General features: G+C 75.0%; 15 protein-coding genes. 6 read left to right on the plus strand and 9 right to left on the minus strand.

Going from position 1 to position 20,127, the window contains the following annotated elements:
• Window positions 1-80 precede the first annotated feature (80 nt).
• Window positions 81-935 carry a sirohydrochlorin chelatase gene (locus IE329_RS06965; RefSeq protein ID WP_190209936.1) on the minus strand — a complete coding sequence of 285 codons (855 nt, stop codon included), beginning with the start codon at window positions 933-935 and terminating at the stop codon, window positions 81-83.
• A 158-nt stretch (window positions 936-1,093) separates the two neighbouring features.
• Here IE329_RS06965 and IE329_RS06970 point away from each other — a divergent pair, with 158 nt between their 5' ends.
• Complete coding sequence (locus IE329_RS06970) at window positions 1,094-3,178, plus strand: molybdopterin oxidoreductase family protein (protein ID WP_190209937.1); 2,085 nt, start codon at window positions 1,094-1,096, stop codon at window positions 3,176-3,178.
• Window positions 3,179-3,227: 49 nt separating this feature from the next.
• Here IE329_RS06970 and IE329_RS06975 read toward each other — a convergent pair whose 3' ends face one another.
• Complete coding sequence (locus tag IE329_RS06975) at window positions 3,228-3,671, minus strand: nuclear transport factor 2 family protein (RefSeq protein ID WP_190209938.1); 444 nt, start codon at window positions 3,669-3,671, stop codon at window positions 3,228-3,230.
• Window positions 3,668-5,035, minus strand: a complete 1,368-nt coding sequence (locus tag IE329_RS06980) for an MFS transporter (protein ID WP_190209939.1) — start codon at window positions 5,033-5,035, stop codon at window positions 3,668-3,670. The genes IE329_RS06975 and IE329_RS06980 overlap by 4 nt, the downstream gene beginning before the upstream one ends.
• A gap of 84 nt (window positions 5,036-5,119) precedes the next feature.
• Here IE329_RS06980 and IE329_RS06985 point away from each other — a divergent pair, with 84 nt between their 5' ends.
• The 4 genes from IE329_RS06985 to nirD all read left to right on the plus strand — a co-directional run bounded on the left by IE329_RS06985 (window position 5,120) and on the right by nirD (window position 10,134).
• Complete coding sequence (locus tag IE329_RS06985; RefSeq protein ID WP_190209940.1) at window positions 5,120-5,692, plus strand: TetR/AcrR family transcriptional regulator; 573 nt, start codon at window positions 5,120-5,122, stop codon at window positions 5,690-5,692.
• Window positions 5,693-5,837: 145 nt separating this feature from the next.
• Entirely contained in the window at window positions 5,838-7,142 is a 1,305-nt protein-coding gene (locus tag IE329_RS06990) for an NAD(P)/FAD-dependent oxidoreductase (protein ID WP_190209941.1), read from the plus strand.
• Window positions 7,139-9,748: a nitrite reductase large subunit NirB gene (gene nirB / locus IE329_RS06995; protein WP_190209942.1), complete on the plus strand. Its 2,610-nt coding sequence runs from the start codon at window positions 7,139-7,141 to the stop codon at window positions 9,746-9,748. The genes IE329_RS06990 and nirB overlap by 4 nt, the downstream gene beginning before the upstream one ends.
• Window positions 9,745-10,134: a nitrite reductase small subunit NirD gene (gene nirD / locus IE329_RS07000; protein ID WP_190209943.1), complete on the plus strand. Its 390-nt coding sequence runs from the start codon at window positions 9,745-9,747 to the stop codon at window positions 10,132-10,134. The genes nirB and nirD overlap by 4 nt, the downstream gene beginning before the upstream one ends.
• 249 nt (window positions 10,135-10,383) lie before the next feature.
• Here the strand turns inward: nirD and IE329_RS07005 are convergent, their stop codons facing one another.
• The 3 genes from IE329_RS07005 to IE329_RS07015 all read right to left on the minus strand — a co-directional run bounded on the left by IE329_RS07005 (window position 10,384) and on the right by IE329_RS07015 (window position 13,550).
• Window positions 10,384-11,394, minus strand: coding sequence for an SGNH/GDSL hydrolase family protein (locus IE329_RS07005; RefSeq protein WP_229927234.1), 1,011 nt, complete (start codon window positions 11,392-11,394; stop codon window positions 10,384-10,386).
• A gap of 253 nt (window positions 11,395-11,647) precedes the next feature.
• Complete coding sequence (locus tag IE329_RS07010; RefSeq protein WP_190209944.1) at window positions 11,648-12,175, minus strand: DUF1062 domain-containing protein; 528 nt, start codon at window positions 12,173-12,175, stop codon at window positions 11,648-11,650.
• Window positions 12,176-12,605: 430 nt separating this feature from the next.
• Entirely contained in the window at window positions 12,606-13,550 is a 945-nt protein-coding gene (locus IE329_RS07015; protein WP_190209945.1) for a PAC2 family protein, read from the minus strand.
• Window positions 13,551-14,372: 822 nt separating this feature from the next.
• On the opposite strand from IE329_RS07015, the gene IE329_RS07020 reads away from it, so the two are divergent.
• Window positions 14,373-15,101 carry a GNAT family N-acetyltransferase gene (locus IE329_RS07020; RefSeq protein ID WP_190209946.1) on the plus strand — a complete coding sequence of 243 codons (729 nt, stop codon included), beginning with the start codon at window positions 14,373-14,375 and terminating at the stop codon, window positions 15,099-15,101.
• A gap of 61 nt (window positions 15,102-15,162) precedes the next feature.
• Here the strand turns inward: IE329_RS07020 and IE329_RS07025 are convergent, their stop codons facing one another.
• The 3 genes from IE329_RS07025 to ppdK all read right to left on the minus strand — a co-directional run bounded on the left by IE329_RS07025 (window position 15,163) and on the right by ppdK (window position 20,023).
• Entirely contained in the window at window positions 15,163-16,431 is a 1,269-nt protein-coding gene (locus IE329_RS07025; RefSeq protein ID WP_190209947.1) for an ADP-ribosylglycohydrolase family protein, read from the minus strand.
• A 127-nt stretch (window positions 16,432-16,558) separates the two neighbouring features.
• Window positions 16,559-17,056, minus strand: a complete 498-nt coding sequence (locus IE329_RS07030) for a ribonuclease domain-containing protein (RefSeq protein WP_229927235.1) — start codon at window positions 17,054-17,056, stop codon at window positions 16,559-16,561.
• Between the two features lie 258 nt (window positions 17,057-17,314).
• Window positions 17,315-20,023: a pyruvate, phosphate dikinase gene (gene ppdK / locus IE329_RS07035; RefSeq protein ID WP_229927236.1), complete on the minus strand. Its 2,709-nt coding sequence runs from the start codon at window positions 20,021-20,023 to the stop codon at window positions 17,315-17,317.
• Window positions 20,024-20,127: the final 104 nt, after the last annotated feature.

The following is a 20,127-nucleotide window of genomic DNA, read 5'->3' on the forward strand; positions in this document are numbered from 1 at the left end:
GGCGCGAACCCCGGACGGGGGCGCGGCCCGCGGCCGGGCGCCCGCGAGCGCCGGGCGGGGCGTCCGGCCGCCGTCGCGGCTCAGGCCGCCGTCCGGAGCCGGGAGTGCTCGTAGCGGGCCAGCACCAGACGGGCCATCAGCTCGTGCGCGCCCAGCGGCGCGCTGGTCAGCCAGTCCCCCGCCGCCGCGGCCAGCCGGGCGAAGTCCCCCGGGGCGGTGAAGTACCCCGCCACCGCGATCCGGCGGTAGCCGCGCGCCGACAGCCGGGCCACCGCCTCGGCCACGCTCGGCGAGCCGGCCGCGACGTAGCCGGGCACCACCGGCACGTGCAGCCGCCGGGCCAGCAGCCGGGCCTGCGCCTCGGTGTCGGCCGCCGCGTCCGGGTCGCGCGAGCCCGAGGCGGCCAGCACGACGGCGTCACGGCCGTGCCGGTGCCGCTCGCGGACGGTCGCGGGATCGGTCCAGCCGGCCTCCACCAGCCGCTCGTACAGCACTTCGGTGAGCAGCCCGTCCGGCCCGAGCGGGGCCGTGATCGTGCCGTTGACCTGCGGCGCGGCCGCCATCAGGGCCGGCAGGTCGACCTTGACGTGGTAACCCCGGCCGAGCAGCAGCGGGACCAGGACCACCGGGCCGGCCAGCTCCGCCAGCACGTCCGGCAGCAGCGGCGCGTTCAGCCCGAGGTGGGCCAGCCGGACGTCGAGTTCGGGGCGGGCGTCCCGCAGCAGCGCGAGCAGCCGGCGGATCTCGGCGAGGGCCGCCGGATCGCGCGAACCGTGCGCGACCAGCACCAGGGCCGGGCGGCGGGCCGAGTGCAGGACCAGCGGCGGCCGGACGGCCGGGCGGCCGGACGACGTCGCGGCCGGCCTGGCGGTGAACTGCTGCGAGATCTCGGCGAGGAGGTCGGAGGAGCTGGAGGTCCAGGTGGGCGGCGTCATGCTTCCAGCGTGGCCGCTCGCTGTTTCCCTGCCGTTGCCCGGCGGTCACGACTGGTTTCCCCGCCCTCACAGCCGGGGCCCACCGGGGTGAGCCCGGTGTGCGGAAGCCGTAACGCGCGGGTCGTGGCGGCGAAACAGCGCCGTAGCAGGGTGACGGCATGAGCAACACCGTCGCCACCACCGACACGCACTGCCCGTACTGCGCCCTCCAGTGCGGCATGGGGCTGCGCCGCACCGGGGGCGCCGTTCCCGTCTCGGTGGTCGAGCGGCCCGGCTTCCCCGTCAACCGGGGCGCGCTGTGCGGCAAGGGGTCCAACGCCGCCGCCGTGCTGGCCCCCGGCGCCCGGCTCAGCACGCCGCTGGTCCGCCGCGACGGCGAGCTGCGGCCGGCCGGCTGGGACGAGGCCCTCGACCTGGTCGCCGACCGGCTGACCGGCACCGCCGCGGCGTACGGGCGGGACGCCGTCGGGGTGTTCGGCGGCGGCGGGCTGACCAACGAGAAGGCCTATCTGCTCGGCAAGTTCGCCCGGGTGGCGCTGCGCACCTCGGCGATCGACTACAACGGCCGGTTCTGCATGTCCTCGGCCGCGGCCGCCGGGACCAGGGCCTTCGGCCTGGACCGCGGCCTGCCGTTCCCGGTCGCCGACATCCCGGGGGCCGGCTGCGTGATCCTGGTCGGCAGCAACCCGGCGGAGACCATGCCGCCGTTCGTCCGCTACCTGCGCGAACTGCGGGAGAACGGCGGCACCCTGGTCGTCGTCGACCCGCGCCGCACCCGCACCGCCGAACTCGCCGACCTGCACCTCGCCCCGCGCCCCGGCACCGACCTGGCCCTCGCGCTCGGCCTGCTGCACCTGGTGGTCGCGGACGGCCGCACCGACGAGGACTTCATCGCCGGACGCACCACCGGCTGGGCGGAGACCAGGGCCGCCGCGATGGCGCACTGGCCCGAGCACGTGGAGGCGGTGACCGGCGTACCGCTGCCGCAGCTGCGCGAGGCCGCCCGGCTGTTCTGCGACGCGGACAGCGCGATGGTGCTCACCGCGCGCGGCCCGGAGCAGCAGGCCAAGGGCACCGACACGGTGAGCGCCTGGATCAACCTCTGCCTGGCCACCGGCAACGCGGGCCGCCCCAACGCCGGCTACGGCTGCCTCACCGGTCAGGGCAACGGCCAGGGCGGGCGCGAGCACGGCCAGAAGGCGGACCAGCTGCCCGGCTACCGCAAGCTGGACGACCCGGCCGCCCGCGCCCACGTCGCCGCCGTCTGGGGCGTCGACCCCGACTCGCTGCCCGGCCCCGGGCGCAGCGCGTACGAGCTGCTGGACTCGCTCGGCGGGGAGGTCAGGGCGCTGCTGCTGACCGGTTCCAACCCGGTGGTCTCGGCCCCGCACGCCGGGCACGTCACCGAGCGGCTGCGCTCGCTCGACTTCCTGGTCGTCAGCGACGTGGTGCTGTCCGAGACCGCCGAGCTGGCCGACGTCGTCCTGCCGGTCGCCCAGTGGGCCGAGGAGACCGGGACGATGACCAACCTGGAGGGGCGGGTCATCCTGCGCCGCAAGGCCGTCGACGCGCCGGCGGGCGTGCGCACCGACCTGGAGGTGCTGCACGCGCTGGCGGCCCGGCTCGGCCACGGCGAGGGGTTCCCGACCGACCCGGAGAAGGCCTTCGACGAGCTGCGCCGCGCCTCGGCGGGCGGCCCGGCCGACTACGCGGGCATCAGCTACGAGCGGATCGCGGCCGAGGACGGCGTGTTCTGGCCCTGCTCGTCGCCGGAGCACCCGGGCACCCCCCGGCTCTTCCTGGAGCGCTTCGCCCACCCGGACGGGCGGGCCCGCTTCACCCCCGTCCAGCACCGGCCCGCCGCCGAGGAGCCGGACGCCCGGTACCCCGTCCGGCTCACCACCGGCCGGGTGCTGGCCCAGTACCAGTCCGGCGCGCAGACCCGCCGGGTCGACGCCCTGAACGCCGCCGCCCCGGGCCCGTACGTCGAGCTGCACCCGCTGCTCGCCGACCGGCTGGGCGTGCGGGACGGGGACCAGGTCGCGGTGGTCAGCCGGCGCGGACGGACCGTCACCCCCGCCCGGCTGACCACCGCGATCAGGCCCGACACCGTCTTCATGCCCTTCCACTGGGCGGGCGAGGGCAGTGCCAACATCCACACCAACCCGGCGCTGGACCCGGTCTCCCGGATGCCGGAGTTCAAGGCCTGCGCGGTGCGGCTGGAGCCGGTCGCCTCCGCCTGAGCCCGCCGATGCCGGGGGCGCGCAGGCCCGCGCCCCCGGCTCTGCAGCGTCAGACGACCGGGCGGCCGCTCGCGGTGCTCTCCGGCACGGCCCCGTCGAGGTCCCAGTGCTCGGCGATCAGGCCGTCGGCGATCCGGAAGACGTCGACCACGGCGCGGCCCGGGTCACCGGGGGCGGCGGTGAAGTGGGAGTGGGCGAAGACCAGGTCGCCCTCGGCGGCGAGGCGGCGCAGTTCGAAGCGGAGCTCCGGGAGCCGGCCGCGCAGGCCGGCGACGAACGCGGCGAGCGGGGCGCGGCCGTCGGGGAGGTTGGGGTTGTGCTGCTGGAGGTCCTCGGCGAGGTAGCGGTCGGCGAGATCGGTGCGGCCCTGGTTCCAGAAGGTCTCCAGGTAGTCCTGGACCAGTGCGCGGGCGGCGGCGGGGTCCGTGGGAACACCTGCGGCGGGAACGGCGGCGGCGGGGGTGACGGCGGCGGGAACGGCGGTGGCGGTCATCGGGTGACTCCTTCTCGGGCGGCGCCGGCCGCGGAGGAGGCCGGCGCGGTGCGGTCGGTACGGCGGACGGAGGCCCGGTGGGCCAGGCCCGCGAGGGCGAGCGGCAGCAGGCCGAGGGCGGGCAGCGGGCCGGCGCCGAGGGCGGGCAGGAAGGTGCCGGCGAGCAGGCTGCCGAGGCTGATGCCGACGTAGAGCATCGAGGCGTTGAGGGCCAGCAGTAGGCCGCGCTGCGCGGGCGCCAGGGCGATCAGGCGGGCCTGCTGCGGCGCCTGGTAGAGCTGGCTGAAGAAGGCCCAGAGCGCGAACAGCAGGACCGCGGCCGGCAGTGCCCCCGGGGCGGCGAGCAGCCCGAGGAAGGCGGCGGCCAGGCCGAGCTGGGTGAGGGTCACCGTCCGGGCGCCGCCGAGCCGGGCGGAGAGCCGGGCGCCGCAGGCGTTGCCGGCCACGCCGCAGAGGCCGAAGGCGAACAGCACCAGGGTGACCGCCCCCGCGGAGGCGCCGAAGCGGGCCGCGACGTAGGCGCCGGCGACGCCGTAGACGGTGAACTGGGCGGCCATGTACAGCAGGGTGGTCAGCACGGTGGCGGCGGCGCCCGGGGTGGCGAGCAGCCGCCGGTAGGCGGCGGCGGTGGGCGGCTCGCCCGCAGGGACGGCCGGCACCAGGGCGGCGACCAGGACGAGCGCCAGCAGGGTGGCGGCCGCGATGCCGGCCAGCGTCCAGCGCCAGCCGACCGCGCCGCCCAGGTAGGCCGAGAGCGGCACGCCGAGGACGGCGGCGACCGTCATGCCGGCGAAGACCGTGGCCAGGGCCCGCGAGCGGTGCTCCTCGGGGACGATCAGCGAGCCGACCGCCGAGGAGGCGGGCCCGAAGACGGCGCCGCCGAGCCCGGCCAGCACGCGGGCGGCGGCCAGGACGGCGTACGAGGGGGCGAGCGCGCTCAGGGCCCCGCCGGCGGCCATCAGGGCGAGGCCGAGCAGCAGGACGGCGCGGCGGTCGAGCCGGCCCAGGACGGCCGGGGCGAGCGGGGCGGCCAGCGCGAAGGTGAGGGCGAAGACGCTGACCAGGACGCCGACGCTGCCGGGTGCGGTGTGCAGGTCGCGGCCGATCGGGCCGCCGAGTCCGACGACGGCGAGCGAGGCGGTGCCGAGGGTGAAGTAGCCGAGCGAGAGGGCCGCGAGCGCGGGCCGGGCGGTGCGGCCGGAGCGGGCGGCGGGCCCGGGACTGGTGGCGGTATCGGGAGCGGCGGCGGGAGCAGGACCGGCTGGGGCGGAGGCGGCGCCGGAGGCAGCTGGGGTGGATGAGGCGGATGAGGCGGATGAGGCGGTGAGAACTGGGCGGGCCAGTGGGGCCCGGGTGGTACGCATCGGAGACCCCCATTCCAATACGGTCCGTTGCGTATCCATATTTCAATACGAGACGGACCGTATGTCAACCCGTAAGGTGAGCCCATGACCGGACGCCCCCGTGACCCCGCCGTCGACGAAGCCATCCGCCGCGCCGCCGTCGACCTGACCGAGCAGCACGGCTACCGCGGCCTGAGCATGGAGGGCATCGCGGCCCTCAGCGGCGTCTCCAAGCAGACCGTCTACCGCCGCTACCGCAGCAAGGGCGAGGTCGTCCTGGACGCCCTGGCCGGCTACGCCTTCACCCACCTGCCGACCCCCGACACCGGCTCGCTGCGCGGCGACCTCACCGCCCTGCTCACCGCGACCTTCGCGGGCCAGCAGGGCGTCAACGGCACCCTCAACCGCGCGCTGGCCGCCGAGGCCGTGCAGGACCAGGCGTTCGCCGCGCTGTTGTGGGAGAAGCTGATCGCCGTCCGCCGCGAGTCGGTCCGCGAACTGCTGGCCCGCGGCCGGGCGCGCGGCGAGGTGGCGCACCCCGACGACGAGTTCCTGCTCGACCTGGTCTACGGGCCCATGTGGTACCGGCTGCTCTTCGACCCGGCGGCCCTCACCCCCGCCTACGCCGCCGAACTCGCCCGCAGCGTCGCCCTGGTGGCCGCCGGCACCCGGCCGTGACACCGGGTGCGCGCCGCCCCCGCGGCGCGCACCGGCCCGGACCCGGCGGGCTCACACCCGGCCCCGGACCCCGCTGAGGTCAACGTTCCGCCTCCGAAACAGACCGGCCCCGGACGGGAAACACCCGCGCCACATGCTCAAAGGCATGACAACGACCGGTACTCCCCCAGCGGACGGCATCGTGGTCGTCGGCGCGGGGATGGCCGGCCACCGGCTCGCCCAGCAGCTCGTCCAGCACGGCACCGACCGCCCAGTCGTGCTGCTCGCCGAGGAGGAGCACCCCGCGTACAACCGGGTCCTGCTCGCCGAGGTGCTGGCCGGCCGTTACGCCCCCGAGCTGGCCGCGCTGGCCGCGCTGCCGGCGCAGGTCGAGCGCCGGCAGGCCCGGGTGGTCCGGATCGACCGGGAGCAGCGCCGGGTGCTCTGCGACGACGGCTCCGCGATCGGCTACGGCGACCTGGTGCTGGCCACCGGGAGCAACCCCGTCCTGCCGCCGCTGCGCGGCCTGTTCGACGACTCCGGGGCGGGGCGGGAGCGGCACACGCTGCCGAGCGGCGTCTTCGCCTTCCGGACGATGGCCGACTGCGCCGACATCGAGGCCTACCTGCCCGGTGTCGCGCAGGCGGTGGTGGTCGGCGGCGGGCTGCTCGGGGTGAGCGCCGCCCGGGCACTGGCGGCGCGCGGCGTCCAGGTGGTGCTGGCCCACCAGGGCGAGCACCTGATGGAGCGCCACCTCGACCCGGAGGCCGGCGCGCTGTTGCGCAAGCACCTCACCGACCTCGGCATCGAGGTGCACACCGAGTGCCGGGTCCGCTCCGTCCTGACCGAGGACCGCACCGTCACCGGCGTCGAACTGGCCGACGGCTTCCGGCTGGAGGCCGGCCTGCTGGTGGTCGCCGTCGGGGTGCGGCCGCGGACCGGGCTCGCCGAGGCGGCGGGCCTGGAGACCCGCCGAGGCATCGTGGTCGACGACCGGCTGCGGACCAGCGACCCGCACATCCACGCGGTGGGCGACTGCGCCGAGCACCGCGGCGTGCTCTACGGCCTGGCCGGCCCCGCCCAGGAGCAGGCCGACACCCTGGCCCGCCTGCTGGCCCCGGGCCCGGCCGCCCCCTCGTACACCGGCAGCCGGCTGCTCACCCGGCTCACCCTGACCGGCCCCGACCGTGCGCCGCTCGACCTCGCCGCCTTCGGCGAGACCGGGCCGGCCGCCCCCGAGGACCGGGTGATCCGGCTCGCCGACGCCGCCGGCGGCACCTACCGCAAGGTGATCGTCCGCCGGGACGAGCAGGGCGAGGACCGCCTCGTCGGCGGCGTCCTGCTCGGCGACCTCAGCACCGTCGGAACCCTGGCCCACACCTGGGAGGGCGACGAGGCCCTGTCAGCCCACCCGCTCCACCTGCTCACCGCCACCACGCAGAGCAGCACGACCCCCGGAGGGACCCGATGACCACCACCACCAGGCCGACCGTACTGCTGGTCGGATACGGCATGGTCGGCCACCGCTTCCTGGAAGCCCTGGCCGACGCCGGAGCCGCCGACCGCTACCGGGTCGTCGTCCTCGCCGAGGAGCCCCGGCACGCCTACGACCGGGTCGCGCTGACCTCGTACTTCTCCGGCAAGACCCCCGAGGACCTGCTGCTCGCCGAGGACGGCTTCGCCGCGAAGCACGGCTACGAGATCCACCTCTCCGACCCGGCCACCGCGATCGACCGCGAGGCCCGGACGGTCACCACCGCGAGCGGCCGCAGCATCGCCTACGACACCCTGGTGCTCGCCACCGGCTCCTACCCGTTCGTGCCGCCGGTGGACGGCAAGGACGCCGAGGGCTGCTTCGTCTACCGCACCATCGAGGACCTGCACGCCATCGAGGCGTACGCGGCCGGCTCCCGGGTCGGCGCGGTGGTCGGCGGCGGCCTGCTCGGGCTGGAGGCGGCCGGCGCGCTCAAGGGCCTGGGCCTGCAGACCCACGTGGTCGAGTTCGCCCCCCGGCTGATGCCCGTCCAGGTGGACGAGGGCGGCGGCGAGGCGCTGCGCCGCACCATCGAGGAGATGGGCGTCGTCGTCCACACCGGCATCGGCACCACCGCCGTGACGGTCTCGCCCGAGGGCGCGGCCAACGGGATGACCTTCACCGACGGCAGCAGCCTCGACACCGACCTGGTGGTCTTCTCGGCCGGTGTGCGCCCCCGCGACCAGCTGGCCCGCGACTGCGGCCTGAAGGTCGGCGAGCGCGGCGGCATCGCGGTCGACGAGAACTGCCGGACCTCCGACGAGAACGTCTTCGCCATCGGCGAGTGCGCGCTCGCCGTGGACGGCCGGGTCTACGGCCTGGTCGCCCCCGGGTACGAGATGGCGGGCGCGGTCGCCCACCAGCTGGCCGACAAGGCCGCCAAGCCGTTCACCGGCGCCGACCTCTCCACCAAGCTCAAGCTGCTCGGCGTGGACGTGGCCAGCTTCGGCGACGCCTTCGGCACCACCCCCGGCGCGCTGGACGTCGTCTACTCCGACTCCCGCTCCGGCATCTACAAGAAGCTGGTGGTCACCCCCGAGGGCGCGCTGCTCGGCGGCATCCTGGTCGGCGACGCCGAGGCGTACTCCTCGCTGCGGCCGCTGGCCGGCACCGGCACCCCGCTGCCTGTCCCGGCCGAGTCGCTGGTGCTGCCCGCCGGAGCGGGCGGGCCGGTCTCGCTCGGCAGCTCCGCGCTGCCGGACGAGGCGGTGGTCTGCAACTGCCACAACGTGACCAAGGGCGAGGTCCGCGCGGCGGTCACCGAGCACAGCTGCGGCACCGTCCCCGAGGTCAAGAAGTGCACCAAGGCCGGCACCGGCTGCGGCTCCTGCATCAAGCTGCTCTCCACGATCGTCAGTGACGAGCTGGAGGCCTCCGGCATCGAGGTCGACAAGGGGCTCTGCCCCTGCTTCGGGCAGACCCGCGCGGAGCTGTACGAGATCGTCCGGGTGAAGCGGATCTCCACCCACCGCCGGCTGCTGGCCGAGCACGGCCGCCTGGGCGGGGAGGGCTGCGAGGTCTGCAAGCCGACCGTCGGCTCGATCATCGCCTCGCTGGCGCCCGAGCTGGAGGCCTCCGGCCACGTGCTGGACGGCGAGCAGGCGGCCCTCCAGGACACCAACGACCACTTCCTGGCCAACCTGCAGAAGAACGGCTCGTACTCGGTGGTCCCGCGGATCCCCGGCGGTGAGATCACCCCCGAGGGGCTGATCGTGATCGGTGAGGTGGCCCGCGACTTCGGCCTCTACACCAAGATCACCGGTGGCCAGCGGATCGACCTCTTCGGTGCCACGGTGGACCAGCTGCCGCTGATCTGGACCAGGCTGGTCGAGGCCGGCTTCGAGTCCGGCCACGCCTACGGGAAGTCCCTGCGGACGGTGAAGTCCTGCGTCGGCTCGACCTGGTGCCGCTACGGCGTGCAGGACTCGGTCGCCATGGCGATCCACCTGGAACTGCGCTACCGGGGCCTGCGCAGTCCGCACAAGCTGAAGTCGGCGGTCTCCGGCTGCGCCCGCGAGTGCGCCGAGGCCCGCGGCAAGGACTTCGGCATCATCGCCACCTCCAACGGCTGGAACCTGTACGTCGGCGGCAACGGCGGTGCCACCCCCCGGCACGCCGACCTGCTCGCCCAGGACCTCGACGACGACCAGCTGATCAAGCTGATCGACCGGTTCCTGATGTTCTACATCCGGACCGCCGACCGGCTGGAGCGCACCTCCGCCTGGCTGGAGCGGATCGAGGGCGGCCTGGACCACGTCCGCGACGTGGTGGTGCACGACAGCCTCGGTATCGCCGACGAGCTGGAGGCCCTGATGGCCAACCACGTGTCCGACTACCAGGACGAGTGGGCCGCCACGCTGGCCGACCCGGACCGGATGCGCCGCTTCGTCTCCTTCGTCAACGCCCCCGGCGTCGAGGACCCGAGCATCCGGTTCACCCCCGAGCGCGGCCAGGTCAAGCCCGACCTGACCCTGCTCGCGACCGAGGCCGATCTGCTGGCCGCCCTCGACCCCGACAACTCGCTCCTGCTGGAGGTCCGATGACCACCGTCGCCACTGAGACCGCCTTCGCCGTCGCCACCGAGGCCGCCGCCACCGACCGGATCGAGGTGCTCGCGGAGGGTGCCTGGGCCCCCGTCTGCGACCTGGAGCGGCTCGCCCCGGGGCGCGGCGTGGCCGCCCTGCTGCCGGACGGCCGGCAGGCCGCGGTGTTCCGCGACCACCTGGACCGGATCCACGCGATCGCCAACCGGGACCCGTTCACCGGCGCTTACGTCCTGTCCCGCGGGCTGCTCGGCTCGACCGCGGACGGCCGGGTCTACGTCGCCTCGCCCCTGCTCAAGCAGCGGTTCGACCTGGTCACCGGCGAGTGCCTGGACGACGAGTCGGTACGGATCGTCGTCCACCCGACCCGGCTGAGCCCGGCCTGAGGCCGTCCCGGCCCCGGCCGGGGGCCGGACGGCCCGCCTGAACACCTGAACGCCCCGCTGCACCGGAACCCCAGGACCCCCGGCGGCCGTCCGTGGTCATTGCCCTGACCGCGCGGACGGCCGCCGGCCCGTTTCCCGGTGGTCCGCCGTCCACCTGACGCGGCCGTCCACCTGGTGCGGCCGCCCGGCCGGCGGGGCGGTGGATGCCGGGGACGCGAGGTGCCGGGCGCGGGCCACCGGACCGCCGGGCTACCCCCGGACGGCCCGCAGCACCGCCGCCGCCATCCCCTGCTGGCCCTGCGCGTTCGGGTGGACGGCGGCCAGGCCCGGCGCCGGGAACGGCGGCTCGACCCAGCGGGCCGCCCCCGCGCACATGTCGTGGCCCGCGGAGGGGGTGGCGGTGTCCACGAAGCCGGCCCCGGCGGCCGCCGCCCGCGCGGCGAGCATGCTGTTGAGCTCGCGCTCCTTCTCCCCCAGGAAGCCCAGGTCGGCGGGGGCCACACCGGCACCCAGCACCGGCGTGCAGGCGCTCGGGTCGGCCGGCAGCAGAGCCGGGTACCCGACCACGAACACCCGGGCCTGCGGGGCCCGGCGCCGCACCTCGGCCAGGACGGCGGCGAGCTTCTCCCCCGCCGCGTCCACCTTGCGCCGGACCTGGTCGGCGCCGCCCGAGGCGTAGTGGTCCCGGCAGGGCGCCGCGGCGGCCGCGCTGCCGGCCAGGCTCTGCGCCAGCGACTGCACCAGGTTCTGCCGGGCGCACTCGCCGACCACCTCCATGAACCCGGCGTCGTTGCCGCCGATCCCGACGGTCACCAGCCGGGTGTCCGCCGACAGCGCGTCCAGCTGGGGCGGGTTGGCGCCGTCGTCGGTGCGCTGCGAGCCGGTCAGGTCGGCCGTGCGGGCCGCGCTGCAGCTGACGTCCCGGAAGGAGGCCCCGGCCAGGCCGAGCGCCTTGGCCACCAGCGAGGGGTAGTTGACCGCCGAGCGGGCGCAGCCCCGGGGCTCGCCGACCTGCGGTTCGATCCTCAGGCCGGAGGTGTACGAGTCCCCCAGCGCCACGTACGGGCCGGCCGGCACGGCGGGCGTCGGACTGGGGCTCGGACCGGGGCCGGTGCTCGGGCCGGCGGCGGCCCGGCCCGGGCCGGACTCCGCCGCGACCGGCCGGTCCGTCCCGCCGCTGCAGCCCGCGGCCAGCAGGACGGCGGCCAGCAGCACCGCGCCGCGGGTGGCGGCCGGGCCGCCGGATGATCGCCTGTGCACAGCAGAGCCCCCCTGGGGATAGGAAATCCGCACGCCCTCGGTACGTGCGCGGCCGGCGGCCCGTCCCCCGGGCACCTCGGCAGCAGCAACGAACGGGCCCGGCCCGAGAACTCCCGCCGGCGGAAACTTCTCGCGCCCCGGCCCCGCCCCGGGGTCGGGGCGGGGCCGGGGCGGGGATTCGGGCCGGGGCCGGGGCGGGGATTCGGGCCGGGGCCGGCTCCCTCGCGAGAACCGGCCCCGGCCCGGGCCGGGCTCAGCGCTTGAGCGTGAAGCCGAAGTCGCCGGAGAGCTTGCCGCCCAGCCGGACGGCCGACACGAGCTTGCCCTGCGCGACCAGCCTCGCGGCCTCCGCCCGCGAAAGGCCGCAGCCCTCCGCGATCAGCCGCAGCGGCCGGACCGGGATCCGGGCCGCGAAGCGGACCGAGACGTCGATCACCTCGCGGCCGAGGTGATCCGATCCCCCGGTGTCCAGGCGCCAGGCGTCGTCCCAGTCGAGGGCGATGCGATTGCGCCGCCGCAGGACCGGGTCCTGCAGCAACTCGGCCGCCAGGCCGGGGTCGTTGCCGTGCAGCCGGCCGAGCAGCGCGGGTGGTACGGAGCGTACGTTCACCCGCTCCAGGACGGTGATCTTGGTGGTGTCCCCGCACCCGGTGCAGAGGGCGAGGAGCCAGGCGTCGACGACCTTGTGGTTGGCGTTGACGCGGAACTTTCCGCCGGCCTGGAAGCGCCCGGACGGGCACGCGTGGCAGCGGCGGATGACGAGGGGGAGGCAGGTGGGCATGACCACCCAGTCCGTGAGCACAGAAGTACACCGGTTCCAGTGAGAAGACCGCAGCAAAAAGGTGCGCGGCGCACAGGTGCGACGCGCGACGAATCAGCACTCGGGAGGTCTCACACGGTGTACAAGGGCTTGTCCTTCACTGGACAACTGGGTTCCGCAGCACGGTAGCGGGGCACGGCGGCGCCGCTCCACCGGTTTTCGAAGGCCTGACCGGCCCGGAACCCGGCCGGCCGGTACGGGCACGGCCGGCGGACCGGCACGCACGCGCACATGACGGTGGGCGGGACCGACCGGTCACGTCACGGTCGTTCCCGCCCACCGCCCCCGCGCGGGGCCCGGCACGCATGCCGGGCCCGGCGCGGTCAGGTCGTTCGGCCCCTGCCCGGCCCCGTCGGCCGCGCCCGGGGCCGGACAGGCCCTGGGGCCCGGCCTAGTCGGCGTCCCGCTCGTGCTCCGCCAGGAACTGCTCGAAGCGCCGGCCCAGCTCGTCCGCCGAGGGCAGGTCGACCGCCTCGGCGAGCAGGCTGTCCCGGCTCTCGGCGCCGGCCACCGCGTCGTACTGGCCCTCCATGCCGCGGATGGCCGAGCGCAGCTCGCCGTCGCCCTGGGCCAGCTGCTCCTCGATGTCGGCGTAGACCTCGCCGACCCGGTCGCGCAGCGAGTGGCCGGGCAGCACCAGGCCGGTGGCCGACTGGGCGGCCTCCAGGATCAGCACGGCGGCGGCGGGGTAGGCCGAGCGGGCCACGTAGTGCGGCACGTGCACGGCGAAGCCGAGGACGTCGTGGCCGGCCTCGGCCAGCCGGTACTCCAGCAGGGCCTGGGCGCTGCCGGGCACCTGGGCCTGCTCGAACCACTGCGGGTAGCCGGAGGCCAGGTCGAGGCGGTTCCCGTGCGGGGTCAGGCCGACCGGGCGGGTGTGCGGCACGCCCATCGGGATGCCGTGGAAGTCGATGGAGAGCCGGACCTCGAACCGCTCCGCCAGCTCGCGCACGGCGGCGGCGAAGCGCTCCCACTCGACGTCCGGCTCGGGGCCGGTGAGCAGCAGGAACGGCGAGCCGGCCGCGTCCTCGACCAGTTGGAGCAGGATCTCCGGCGGGTCGTAGGAGGCCCAGTGCTCACGATCGAAGACCATCGCGGGGCGGCGGGCGCGGTAGTCCACCAGGCGGTCGTGGTCGAAGCGGGCGACGACCTGCGGGGAGCCCTCCTCCAGCAGGTGCGCGACCACCTGGCCGCCGGCCTCGCCGGCGTCCATGAAGCCCTCGAAGTGGTACAGCAGCACCAGGCCCGCGCCGGTGTCGCCCAAGGCCGCGTTCGCGGCGGCCACGGCGGCCACACCCTGCGGTTCCAGCTCGTACAGCGCCTGGTGATCTCGCACCGCGTACCCAACCCCGTTCGTTCTCGTCGTCGGTCTGTCTCGGTCTGACCCGGTCCGACCCGGTCTGGTGTCGTCCGTCGCGGGCCCGTCCCGGTCCGGTACGGCCCTGCGGCCCGTCCGGGCCGCTCCCGGCCTGCGGAGGCCCGGCGCCGGCTGTCCGCCGACGTGGGTCTCCCGCTCACTCCAGCGTGCCGGAGGCCGCTTGCATTCCCGTTGCGCCCACGCTTCGTGCCGGGAACGGTGCCCGGCCCTCCCCCGGTCGGAGAATCATCGCACCCCGCAGGAAACCCGCTGGTCACACCCCCTCCGCCGGTCCGGCGCGGCGTGCGCCGGGCAGATTCCGGGGCCCGCGCCCGGGCGGCGCAGCGTACGGCGGCGACTCACACGCCCCCTTTCGCGTGCCGCGAAGTGACGCACCGCCCTTTGACGGGTATCGTCCTCTCGCTGCCTCGCATCGTCGCGTCGTCGTCTCGTCGTCGGTAACGCCGTTGACCACGTCCCGGACCGCTGTTGGGCCAGCCCACACGACGCACCTTGCCTTCATCTGGCCGCCTGCTTCCCTTCGCGTACTCGTTTCCTCCTCGGCCATATCGCGGACGCACACTGTCCCCTCGCTCATCCCGCCGGACCGGTCCGTGGACCCGTGTCCGTTCCGGCACCGCGCTGCCCGCCTCCGGGCCGCCTCCCCCGCCGTACGAACCGGGCACTCCGGCGTACGCCGGAACGGGCGGAGCCCCCTGGAGCCGGGGCGAAGTCCAGTCGCCCTCCGCGCCGCATCCCGGCGCGAGGTCACCCTCCGACCGCCGAAGGACCGAAGGTTCCGTGCCCGTACCCGTCATCCTCAACGGCCGCACCGTCCGGCTGGAGCCCCTCGCCACGTACCACGCCGAGGCGCTGGCCCAGGCCGGCGCCGAGGACCGTACGACCTACGCCTTCACCCCCGTCCCGCACGGCCTGGAAGCGGCCCGCGACTACGTCGCCCGCGCCCTCGCCGACCAGGCGGCCGGGCGCTCGCTGCCGTTCGCGACCGTGAGCACCGCCGACGGCAGGGTGGTGGGCTCGACCCGCTTCCTCGAACTCGACTACTGGCAGGGCCCGCTGGTCTGGCCGCCGGCACCGGGCATCCCGTTCGGCGATCCGGCCACCGCGGTGCCCGACGCCGCGGAGATCGGCAACACCTGGCTGTCCCCGCGCGCCCAGGGCACCGGCATCAACACCGAGGCGAAGCTGCTGATGCTGCGGCACGCCTTCGAGGTGTGGGGCGTGCAGCGGATCTCGATGCGCGCCGACGCCCGCAACCAGCGCTCGCGGACCGCCATCGAGCGGCTCGGGGCCACCTGCGAGGGCGTCCGCCGGGCCCACTCGCGCGGCCTGGACGGGGTGGTCCGCAGCACGGCCTTCTACTCGATCCTGGACGAGGAGTGGCCGGCCGTGCGGGACATCATCGAGCTGCGGATCGCCGCCGCCACCTCGCCGAGCGCCCCGGACCGGACGATCAACCAGGAGTGCCTTAGACACGGCGGCGGCACTGGGCAGCTGATCCCCGCCTGACCGACCGGACGGCCGTCCGGCGGGGCCCGCCGGACGGGCCCCGCCGGTGCCCCGCCACGGGTCAGTACCCCCGGGCGGCCAGCCGCAGGATCGCGGCGAAGAACGCGTCGGCGTCCAGGGCGCCGGCCCGCAGGCCCGCGTACCGCTCCTCGACCAGTGCCGAGACCGGCCGCCACCCGCCGCCGCGGACGGGTGCCACCCGGACCTCCCAGACCGCGTCACCCGTCCAGCTGCGGTGCAGGTGGAGGGTGCCCTCGGCCGTCCAGGAGAACCACTTGTCCTCCATCGCCGCCGGGCGCAGGCCGCGCCGGACCCGCTGCCACTGCTCCTCGCTCCAGAGCACGTCCGGCACCGCCTGCGGGCGCGGGGAGAGCAGCGGACGGGCGGCGACCGGGTCGGTCGTGGCGGTCGCGACGCTGCCCGGCTCCGGCGTCGCCCAGCCGGGCAGCGGCTCGCGGGCGGCGAGCCACCCGGCGGGGATGCCGGCCGTGCCGGTGCGCGCGGCGACGATGCCGCCGGTGATCGCGGCCGTGGTGTCCACGTCCCCGCCCGCGGCGATCGCGTCCCGGACCGCGCCCGGGTAGTCGTCGAGCCGGCGGGCGGCGCACCAGAGCGCGTACGGCACCGTGTCGGCGGCGCTGACCCGGCTGCCGTTGCCGAGCACCCGGGCGACCGCCCGCAGGTCCGGCTCGGCGAGCAGGGCGATCGCCTCGCCGATGCCTGCCCGGACGGCGCCGGGCGGGGTGAGGTCCCGTACCGCCGTCAGAAGGGCGGCGGGGGTGGTGGGTTCGGTCCGGGCCCGGGCGGCGTGGGCGGCGGCCACGGCGACGGCGACCGCGCCGGCCACCGCCTGCGGGTGGGTGTGGGTGATCACCGCGGTGTCGCCGGCCGGCCCGACGGCGGCCGCCGGGTCGTGGGCGAAGGCGGCGCCGAGCGGGGCGACCCGCATGGCGGCGCCGTTGCCGTACGAGCCCTGGCCGTCGAAGAGCCCGGCCGCCAGGCGTTTCGCGTCCCCGCCCTCGCGGACGAGGCGCAGCATCCGGTTGGCGGCCGGGCCGTAGCCGCGGTCGAAGTCGTGCCGGCGGGCGAAGGCGTGGGTCAGGTCGAAGGTGTCGATGCCGCCGCGCTCGCGGTGCGCGGCGTGGACCGAGCAGGCCATCTCGGTGTCGTCCGTCCACGGCCAGGGGCCGGGCGGGGTGGTCCGGGCGGCCAGGTGGCCTCCGGTGCCGGGGACGAAGAACTGGGCGCCGAGGGCGTCCCCGACGGAGAGGCCGTGCAGGGAGTCGAGGGCGGGGTCGGAGGTCGCGTCGTGTTCGGGGGCAGGGGTCATCGGGCATCATGTTCTCAGACTGAGAACATGATGCCCAGTGCTTTTTCCCGCCGCTGGCCGGCCCGGTGCGACGGCGGTGCGACGGCCCGGTGCGACGGCGGCGGCCGGCCCGGTCCGCCGGCCCGGTTCAGCAGCGCGGGTCGATCTCCTGGAAGCTCGCGTAGTGGTCGGCCGTCCAGTACTGCTCGCCGACCGCGCCGGTGACGACGCGTCGGGTGCCGCGATCCTGGGAGCCGGGGGTGACCACGGTGTACTCGTGGTAGTAGCCGGTGCGCTGCCGGGGCAGCCGGCTCTCGCGGTTCTCGAAGACGACGCCGTCGGAGCGGTAGGGGTAGGGGCCGCCCGCGGCGATCAGCGCCAGGGTGCTGCGGGCCGGGGTGGGGAGCCTGCTCCGGCAGACGTCGGCGATGCCCGGGTCGGCGGGCACCCAGGCGGCGGCGGTGGGGCCGGCCGCGGACGCACCGGGGGCGCGGGCGGTGGAGGCGACGGGCGGGGAGGGGGTCGTCCCGGCGTCCGCCGGGTCCCGGTGCGCGCTGAGGGCGTAGGCGCCCGCGGCGGCGATCGCGCAGACCAGGAGCACGGCGACGGCGATCAGGCGGCTGCGGCTGGTCATGGGACTGGTCATGACATCCAGCTTGCCGGGCGCGTCGCGCCGCCCGTCCGAACGGGGTCCGTCATCACCCGATCGGCGCAGGGAACGCGGAAGGGGCGGGAGCGGACGCCATTGTCCGTTCCCGCCCCAACTGCTGTACGTACGCCGGTTCTCCTGCGCCGAGCTCCGGTGTACGCCCCTCCCGGTCGGAGGGGATGCGGTCAGCGGTCTTCGCCGAGGCGGGTCGGGCCCCGGGCGGCCGATGCCTGGCCGCCCGGGTGCCCGCCACCGTCAGCGCGAGTCGCTGCCCGCCGTCTCAAGGGCGGCGCGGCCCGCTTCCAGGCGCGCCACCGGGATCCGGAAGGGGGAGCAGGACACGTAGTCCAGGCCCACCTCGTGGAAGAAGTGCACCGAGTCCGGGTCGCCGCCGTGCTCGCCGCAGACGCCGAGCTTGAGGTCGGGTCGGGTGGCCCGGCCGGCCTCGACGGCGTGCTTGACCAGCGCGCCGACGCCGTCCCGGTCGATGGTCTCGAACGGGGAGACTCCGAAGATGCCCTTCTCCAGGTACGCGGTGAAGAACGAGGCCTCCACGTCGTCGCGGGAGAAGCCCCAGACGGTCTGGGTGAGGTCGTTGGTCCCGAAGGAGAAGAACTCGGCGGCCTCGGCGATCTGGCCGGCGGTCACGGCGGCCCGGGGCAGCTCGATCATGGTGCCGAGCTTGATGTCCAGCTGGACGCCGGTGGAGGAGGCGACCTCGGCCAGCACCCGCTCGCACTCGTCGCGGACGATCTCCAGCTCCTGGACGGTGCCGACGAGCGGGATCATCACCTCCGGACGCGGGTCGCCGCCGGCCAGCTTGCGCTCGGCGGCCGCCTCCGCGATGGCCCGTACCTGCATGCCGAACAGACCGGGGATGACCAGGCCGAGGCGTACGCCGCGCAGGCCCAGCATCGGGTTCTGCTCGTGCAGCTTGTGGACGGCCTGGAGCAGGCGCAGGTCGTTCTCGTTCGGGTCCTTGCGGGCCTCGGCGAGGGCGACGCGCACCGACAGCTCGGTGATGTCGGGCAGGAACTCGTGCAGCGGCGGGTCGAGCAGCCGGACGGTGACGGGCAGCCCGTCCATCGCCTGGAACAGCTCCAGGAAGTCGCCCTTCTGCAGCGGCAGCAGGGTGCCGAGCGCGGACTCCCGGTCCTTGTCGTTGTCCGCCAGGATCAGGTGCTCGACCTCCTTGCGGCGCTCCTCGCCGAGGAACATGTGCTCGGTGCGGCACAGGCCGATGCCCTGGGCGCCGTAGCGGCGGGCGCGCCCGCCGTCCTCGGCGTTGTCGGCGTTGGCGCGGACGGCCAGGCGGCGGCGCACGTCGGCGTGCGACATCAGCCGGTGCACGGCCTGGACGAGACCGCCCTGGACGTCGGCGCCGGCGTGCAGGGTGCCCTCGAAGTACTCGACCACCGGGGAGGGCAGCACGGGTACCTCGCCGAGGTACACCTTGCCGGTCGCGCCGTCGATGGAGACGACGTCGCCCTCCTCCACGACCTGCCCGTCGGCGGTGGTGAAGCGCCGGCGCTTGGTGTCGACCTCCAGCTCCTCGGCGCCGCAGACACAGGTCTTGCCCATGCCGCGGGCGACGACGGCCGCGTGCGAGGTCTTGCCACCGCGCGAGGTCAGGATGCCCTCGGCGGCGATCATGCCGTCCAGGTCGTCCGGGTTGGTCTCCCGGCGGACCAGGATGACCTTCTCGCCGGAGCGCGACCACTTCACGGCGGTGTAGGAGTCGAAGACCACCTTGCCGACCGCGGCGCCCGGCGAGGCCGCGAGACCCCAGGCGACCCGCTTGGAGCTGGCGTCGGGGGCGAAGCGCGGGAACATCAGCTGGGCGAGCTGCCCGCCGGTGACCCGGTGCAGCGCCTCGTCCAGGTCGATCAGGCCCTGGTCGACCAGCTGGACGGCGATCCGGAAGGCGGCGGCGGCGGTGCGCTTGCCGATCCGGGTCTGGAGCATCCACAGCTTGCCGCGCTCGATGGTGAACTCGATGTCGCACAGGTCGCGGTAGTGCAGTTCGAGCTTGTGCATGATCGCCATGAGCTCGTCGTACGACTTCTTGTCCAGCTTCTCCAGCTCGCTGAGCTGCAGGGTGTTGCGGATGCCGGCGACGACGTCCTCGCCCTGGGCGTTGGAGAGGTAGTCGCCGTAGACGCCGACCGCGCCCGTGGAGGGGTCACGGGTGAAGGCGACGCCGGTGCCGGAGTCCTCGCCGAGGTTGCCGAACACCATGCTGCAGACGTTGACCGCGGTGCCCAGGTCGTTCGGGATGCGCTCCTGGCGGCGGTACAGCCGGGCCCGGTCACCGTTCCAGGAGTGGAAGACGGCGTGGATGGCGAGGTCCATCTGGTCGCGCGGGTCCTGCGGGAAGGCCCGGCCGGTCTCGCGCAGCACGATGGCCTTGAAGGTGTCGACCAGTACCTGGAGGTCGGAAGCGTCCAGGTCCAGGTCGTCGGTGGTGCCCTTGGCGGCCTTGGCCTCGTCGAGGGCCTCCTCGAACAGCTCGCCCTCGACGCCCAGCACGGTCTTGCCGAACATCTGGACCAGGCGGCGGTAGGAGTCCCAGGCGAAGCGCTCGTTGCCGGACTGCGCGGCCAGGCCGAGCACCGAGGCGTCGGAGAGCCCGATGTTGAGGACGGTGTCCATCATGCCGGGCATCGAGAACTTGGCGCCGGAACGGACGGACACCAGCAAGGGGTCGTCGGCCTGGCCGAGCTTCTTGCCCATCTCCCGCTCCAGGGCGTCGAGGTGCGCACTCACCTCTTCGTGGAGCGAGGCCGGCTCACTGCCGGTCTCCAGGAACACCTTGCAGGCCTCGGTGGTGAGGGTGAACCCCGGAGGGACGGGGAGGCCCAGGTTGGTCATCTCGGCGAGGTTGGCGCCCTTGCCGCCAAGAAGATCCTTGAGGTCCTTGTTTCCTTCAGTGAAGGAGTAAACAAACTTCTGCTGGGACGGCACGGGTCGGTCTCCTCGCACACGGTTGCCCTGACGCCGGAGAACATACCCATTTCGAAGGCGTTGTTGCGCTGCCAATAGGCCGTACGAGGCTGGTACCGATCGGT

This window comes from Kitasatospora indigofera (assembly GCF_014655955.1).
Taxonomy (GTDB): domain Bacteria; phylum Actinomycetota; class Actinomycetes; order Streptomycetales; family Streptomycetaceae; genus Kitasatospora; species Kitasatospora indigofera.